The 4,967-nt window shown below is 61.7% G+C and carries 5 protein-coding genes; 3 read left to right on the forward strand and 2 right to left on the reverse strand.

The window, feature by feature from the left end; translation table 11 throughout:
• On the reverse strand, positions 1–226 hold a 226-nt coding region (locus FJ311_15775), incomplete at its 3' end, for a hypothetical protein (protein ID MBM3952892.1).
• Between the two features lie 169 nt (positions 227–395).
• A complete protein-coding gene (locus tag FJ311_15780; protein MBM3952893.1) occupies positions 396–1,253 on the reverse strand; it encodes a hypothetical protein in 858 nt (285 codons plus the stop codon).
• A 293-nt stretch (positions 1,254–1,546) separates the two neighbouring features.
• Between FJ311_15780 and FJ311_15785 the strand changes: the two genes are divergently transcribed.
• From FJ311_15785 to FJ311_15795, 3 genes are all read left to right on the forward strand, one after another.
• Positions 1,547–2,467 (forward strand): hypothetical protein, encoded by a 921-nt coding sequence (locus FJ311_15785; GenBank protein ID MBM3952894.1) that lies wholly within the window; start codon positions 1,547–1,549, stop codon positions 2,465–2,467.
• Between the two features lie 71 nt (positions 2,468–2,538).
• Complete coding sequence (locus FJ311_15790) at positions 2,539–4,041, forward strand: DUF4384 domain-containing protein (GenBank protein ID MBM3952895.1); 1,503 nt, start codon at positions 2,539–2,541, stop codon at positions 4,039–4,041.
• 36 nt (positions 4,042–4,077) lie between these two features.
• On the forward strand, positions 4,078–4,967 hold an 890-nt coding region (locus FJ311_15795), incomplete at its 3' end, for a caspase family protein (GenBank protein MBM3952896.1).

The following is a 4,967-nucleotide window of genomic DNA, read 5'->3' on the forward strand; positions in this document are numbered from 1 at the left end:
GCGTGAGCGCGTTGGTGACGATCGCGGGGTGCGGAATCCGCGTCGAGGCCTGTGCGGCAGATTCCTTGTCGATTGCCGGATTGGTGTCCCGCGCCGAAGCGTCGAAGGTCATCGCCGCCGCGGAAAGAACCAGGATCAAAAAAGCGAAGAAAGTCGCGGCCAGGGGCAGCGTCGTTCCATCTCCGGTATCGTATTTCGGTAATCCGCCGTTCGGTGCTTCGGACATGGGTTCTCGCCCTCGTTCACGACATCGCTTCGGGGGCGGCCTGGGTGCGAATACCGAGACGACCGGGCCCCTGGAGCGATCAGACTTGGCTATGGGGGACCGAGATCGGGTTTTTGCTCCGTGAAACGCCGGCGACCGGATTGAACGACGGGTTAAATGCAGTTCCGTGTCAAATCGCGATCATCCCCGTCATGATCGCCCGCGCCACAGCATGGGTGCGGTTGACCGCATTCAAGCGTCCGCCGGCATTACGTAGGTGGTAAACGACGGTCCGCGCGGAAATACCGAGGATCTGCGCGATCTCGGAAGAAGTCTTGCCTAGGGCCGTCCAACGCAAGCATTCGACTTCGCGCCGTGAAAGATATCGCCGGTCAATATCCTTGGGAAGTTCGATAAATCGCATGGTGGCCGCGTGGTAACAGGATGAAATCTGGTACAGGCGGGCGATTTTCTTTCGGGTGATGGCCGCTTGCGGTTTGGTGTTGCCCGCCTTGGCGAAACCGATGATACCGATCTCGTTGTTGAGTCCCAGCACCGGAAGCATAACCCCGATGCCGTGTTCGGGAGAACTTAGGCCGGCGGACCGGGCCGCGCGAAGAACTTGGCGTTGGGGTTTGCCCATCGGCTCCCATCGCGTCGGGGCGAGGGTATGCAAACAATCGCGGAGGTCGGCGTGTTCCTGGAAGAATCGTTGTGCGAACCTAAGTCCATCTCCGAGATCAAAGTTGGCCCGAACATGGATAATTCGCGGCGTGTCCTTCTCAGCCGACCGCGCGAGCGCGACAGCATGCATGCAGCGGCTGAAACCGGATCTAAACATATAGCCGGCGAGCATCGAGAACGCCTCCGTTTCGTCTCTGGCTGTGCAGAGGCCGTTCCAAAGACTGAGCAATTCTCCATTCATGGCTTTTGCTCTTATGATGCCGCCACGCTTATGGAGCGAGCAGGAGTCGGATTTTTCGACCGTGAGGGTCGCGCCGGCGTCGAGACATACCTTTAGTTGTAATCCGTCGCGTTTCGGCGCCATCCCTAGGCACTCGATATGGCCTCGCCGCCAGCGTGATCGGGCCAAAAATTAACGGCGAATACTGTCGGTTATGACAGTTGACCGAGGGAAAACCGCTTTTAGGCTCATGAACGCGAGCGCTCGCCCGTGAAACGGCCGCCAATAGCCTTGTGATAAGAAACACATTATACTTCCCGGGGTTTAGAAAAATTATTCGCACATTAGAGAAAGGCTTCTGGCGCCCGCATACGGACTATCGAGCCGTGATCCTTGGTCATCGGCCGTCGAAATTCGATTTTGGCAAGGAGAGAGTCATGCAGCGAGCGATCCTAACACTATTTGCCGGTTTTTTCCTGATGTCCTGCGCGGCGGTGCCGCAGCCCGCGGTTGCGGCCGAGAAGCCCAACATCCTGGTGATGGGCGAGGATGCCGAGGAAGCCGGCGCCGGCGGCCAGATCGTGGTCGTGCCGCGCGACAACCGGGTCTTCAAGCAGGTGCTCGAAGCATTGACCCGGCAGCTGAACGAGGAAGGATTCAACATCTACGACGAACGAGCCGTCACGCTCGACGACTTCAAGCAGAACCGCACCCGGCGCGCCGACGCCGAGTTGATCGACATCGCGCGTTCGGTGCAGCGGCCGCCGATCGATCTGGTCGTGATGTTCACGATCTATGCCGGCGCCAAGAAGGGCAATTACGTCACCGACGTCTATACCCGCATCGCCGGGCGTACCCTCAACGTCAAGACCGGCCAGAAGCTCGGCAGCTTCGAGGTCACTTCGCCCAAAGAATGGAAGGCGCCGCACGATTGCTCGCGCGATTGTCTGTTCGAGGTTATCGGCAAGAACGCCAAAGTCCTGGCCGACGATCTGGGCGCCGTGATGGCCCGGCAGATCGCGATGGTCGTCGACCGCGGCGACCCCGCTTCGGCCTCGTCGCCCGGCGGCAGCAATCTGCCTTCCGCCTATACGCTCGTTTTCAGCGGATTCACGCCTGAAGAGGTGACCAGCATCGAGGAATACATCGTTGCTTTCGGCGGTTACAAGCATCACCGGCCGATTCGCTCGTCGCTTCGGCGCGCCGAATACTGGTACGAAACCAGCAGCGAAAGCGCGCGCCTCAACCGCAACATGCGCCTGATGCTCGACCGCCTCGGCGCCGAAGGCCGCGTGACCTACTCCAGTTCGGAGAATACGCTCACGGTCGAGAAGATCGCGCAACGCAAGCAGCGCTAATCGCGAACAGGCGGCCTCGCCGGACCGGCGGGGCCGCGCCGTTTCTGGGGGGCTCCGTGGGTTCCGCATCCTTGCCGATCCGCTCATGGACTTGGGCTCGCGGGCTGTCGGTCGCGCTGGTGGTATGGTTCTCGTCTGCGGCACATGCCGATCCGAACGCGCGGGAATCCGTATTTACCGCCTTTGCCGAGGAATTGGTCGGTCAGATCACGGACGGAAATCCCTCGTCTTTGGATAAATTTTTTTCCTACGTGCGCGTCCGGCGAATTGCGGTGTGGCCGTTCCGCGAGGACCAAATCCCGGTTTCGGCCGCGGTGGCGGAGGAGCTGAACGCGGCGTTGGAGGCGGCTCTTATCCGGCAAAGCCGAGGTAAGTTTCAGTTCAAGGCGCGCAAAGAGCTAAAACCGCTCATCGCCGATATGAAGGACACCGGCGTTCTCGACGATGTCGACGGCGCTCCGATCGCGGCCTTATTGAAGAAAGCCCAGGAGATCGATTTTCTCGTCATCGGCAGCATGCGCCTCGACGCGCGGGCACTGTCTCTTTCCTACAGCGCGGTTGGGCGGGACGGCCGCGTCTATGGCAGGTCGGGTCCGAAGCGCATTGTCCTTAGCGCGGGCGAAATCGCCGGCGGCAGCACGGCCCTGACCCCCGACCAGGCGATCAAGGCCGCGGCAAAACACCTGGCCGAACTCGTGCCCGATTTGACCGAATTACGGCTCGGCGGTATCCGCTTCCAGGATTCCGGTGCGCAACCGCCGTTCGCCCTTTATCTCGAAGAAAAAATGGCGGCGGCGCTCCAGGAAGTCGCTGTCGGCCTTCTTTCGAATCGACGCATTGCCGTGAAGCGAGCCGAGATCACGAATGCGCAGATTGCACGGTCGCGGGGTATGGACGTTCCACATCGCGATCTTCGCCCCAAATTCGCGGACGCGACGGCGGGGGCCTACATACTGACCGGAACCTATTGGAATTTCGGCGATAATCTTGAGACGCGAATAGCTCTCGAAGACGCGGCCGGAAAATCGGTTTCGTGGGTTGGCCGCATCAGCGTCGATGCATTGGGCGGTCTCGTGTTTTGGCCAAAGACGGACCTGAAGGCGCTGCGCGAAACCGACGGTTTGGGGCCGTTCTCTTTTCAGCTTTCGACACCGCGCGGGCCCGACCCGGCCTATCGCATCGGCGAGAAGCTGGATCTCCTGATCCGCCTCGGCCGCGATGCCTGGGTTTACTGCTTCTATCGGCAGGAAAACGGCGAAACGACCCAGATCTTCCCCAATCCCCACTTTTGGCTGAAATTCCGGGAGCCTAAGCTGCCGGGCGGCAAGCTACATACGATTCCCGGACCGGACATATTCCCGTTCGAGTTCGTTTTACGCGAACCGGCCGGTCTCGAGCTGGTCAAGTGCTTCGCGGTCAGCCGCGACGTGACGCGAGAATTGCCGAACGAATTCCGTGGCACGACCCTGTCGTCGCTGCCGCAAGGCTCGGACATGAGGCTTTCGAGCGTCTTCCGACGGCTGCCGGATGTGACGTTGTCGGAGGCAAGCGTGGCCGTGACCGTGGCGCGTTGAAGGGTCGTGCGGTCTGGGTAGCGGTTGGAGCTAGCAATGGCGTCCCGTGCCGGCGAGGAAAGATCGGGCGCGATCCACGGCAAGGCCATCTTGATGATGGCGCTGTGTGCGGTATTGATATCACCACATGCGGCGCAGGCGCAGACGCGTGGGGTCGATATCCGGATGCGCGAGTCCGAGGCGCCGGGGGCGAAGGTCACCGGCACGGTGCGGCTTTACAGCCATTCCAAGGCCCTCGTCGTCGGCATCGACCAGTACCGCGATCCCGCTTGGCAGAAGCTGCGCAACGCGGTCCGTGATGCCCGCGTCGTCGCCGAGGAGTTGAAGCGTCTCGGCTTCGAAGTGACGCTCAAGACCGACCTCGCCTCGGGGGAGCTGCAGCAGTCGCTCAAGGAATTCTTCGCCGTTCAGGGCAAGGACCCTGAGGCGCGGCTGCTGTTCTGGTATGCCGGCCACGGCGACACGGTGGATGGCGAGGGATACCTGATCCCCGCCGACGCGCCGGCCCGCGCCCATTCCAATTTTCTGGTCAAGGCGTTGCCGATGCGCGACTTCGGCTCGCTGGTGCGGCTCGCCCGGGCCAAGCACGTGCTCAGCGTGTTCGACTCGTGCTTTGCCGGCACGGTGTTCGAGGCGCGCGCCGGCGCGGCCCCGGCGGCGATCACGAAAAAGACGATCCAGCCAGTGCGCCAGTTCATCACCGCGGGCGACGAGAAACAGCTGGTCAGCGACAACGGCAGTTTCCGCGAGCTCTTTTTGCGCGCGCTCAAGGGCGAGGAGAAGGCGGACTTCAACGACGACGGCTACGTGACCGGGGAGGAACTGGGTCTGTTCCTCTCCCAGCGCATGTCGGCGCTGACCAGCGCGGCGCAGACCCCGCGCTGGGGGCGGCTGCTCGACGTGCGCTATGACAAGGGCGACTTCGT

The organism is Rhodospirillales bacterium (assembly GCA_016872535.1).
Lineage (GTDB): Bacteria > Pseudomonadota > Alphaproteobacteria > Rhodospirillales > 2-12-FULL-67-15 > 2-12-FULL-67-15.

What these genes read in the sequence shown, in the direction of transcription:
- FJ311_15785 (MBM3952894.1), top strand. Translation starts at nt 1,547, where the DNA reads ATGCAGCGAGCGATCCTAACACTATTTGCCGGTTTTTTCCTGATGTCC.
- FJ311_15780 (MBM3952893.1), bottom strand. Translation starts at nt 1,253, where the DNA reads ATGGCGCCGAAACGCGACGGATTACAACTAAAGGTATGTCTCGACGCC.